Source organism: Variovorax sp. P4_D9 (genome assembly GCF_056401695.1).
Genome location: NZ_JBFUIU010001601.1, coordinates 1 through 918, shown reverse-complemented (window position 1 = coordinate 918; position 918 = coordinate 1). Strand labels below are relative to the sequence as shown.

General features: G+C 64.3%; 1 protein-coding gene. It reads right to left on the bottom strand.

Annotated features, from left to right (window positions below; translation table 11 throughout):
• Positions 1–230: 230 nt before the first annotated feature.
• Positions 231–918, bottom strand: a 688-nt coding sequence (locus AC1DY5_RS57185) for a PHP domain-containing protein (RefSeq protein ID WP_478122967.1), incomplete at its 5' end; no start/stop codon positions are given.

Genomic DNA, 918 nt, shown 5'->3' with positions numbered 1-918 from the left:
GAGCGCAACTGGCCGATCACCGGCCTCACGAAACTCACGGATCCAGAAAATCGCGTTCCCGCGAGGTTGCGGCGCGGGGCAATTGCACGCCAACCCGAACAAGTCGCCCACCAACTCGCGATGCCGAYGATCCAATGCCATCGAATTGGGTGATGTCATGTCTCAGGCGGTCAAATTGGACGGGCACGGCGCAACAAAACAAACCAACGCGACCAAGCGTGCGTCTGGGCTCACGGATTCAGGTTTATGCAAAGTGGTTCGGCCGCACTGGTCCCGTGATGGGACTGCGGCCTATCCATCGTCCCGGCCAGAAGGCTTCGAAGTGCACCGATGCTTCGGGTATTGAGGACGTCGACCGCTTCCAGCCAGCCCCGTCGTGCCTGGCCGATGCCGAAGCGAAGGTGGYCGAACTCGATCGAGCTGTGCGCATCGGAAGCGATGCTCACCAGCACGCACTCGTCCTTCGCCATGCGGCAGGCGACATCGTTCAGGTCGAGCCTGGCGGGCTGCGCGTTGAGCTCCAGGAAGCAGCCGCGCTCGCGCGCCTTGCGGATCACGCGCGTGAGATCGAAGTCGCAGCCGGGCCGCTCGTCGATCAGGCGCGCGCTGGGGTGGGCAAGGATACTGAAACACGGATGGTCCATGGCGCGCAGCAACCGGTCGGTTTGCTTGTCGCGCGGCAGCTCAAAACCATGGTGGATGGCACCGACGACCAGGTCGAGGCGCCGCAGGACGGCGTCGGGCAGGTCGAGCCTGCCGTCCTCGAGGATGTCCACTTCGATACCCGTCAGCAGCACGATGCCATGGAGCCGGGCATTGAGTTCGTCGATCCGGTCGATCTGTTGCGCGAGCCGTCCGGCATCGAGGCCGTGGGCCAGCGCGAGCCGCGGCGAATGATCGGTGATCGCCAGGTACTGG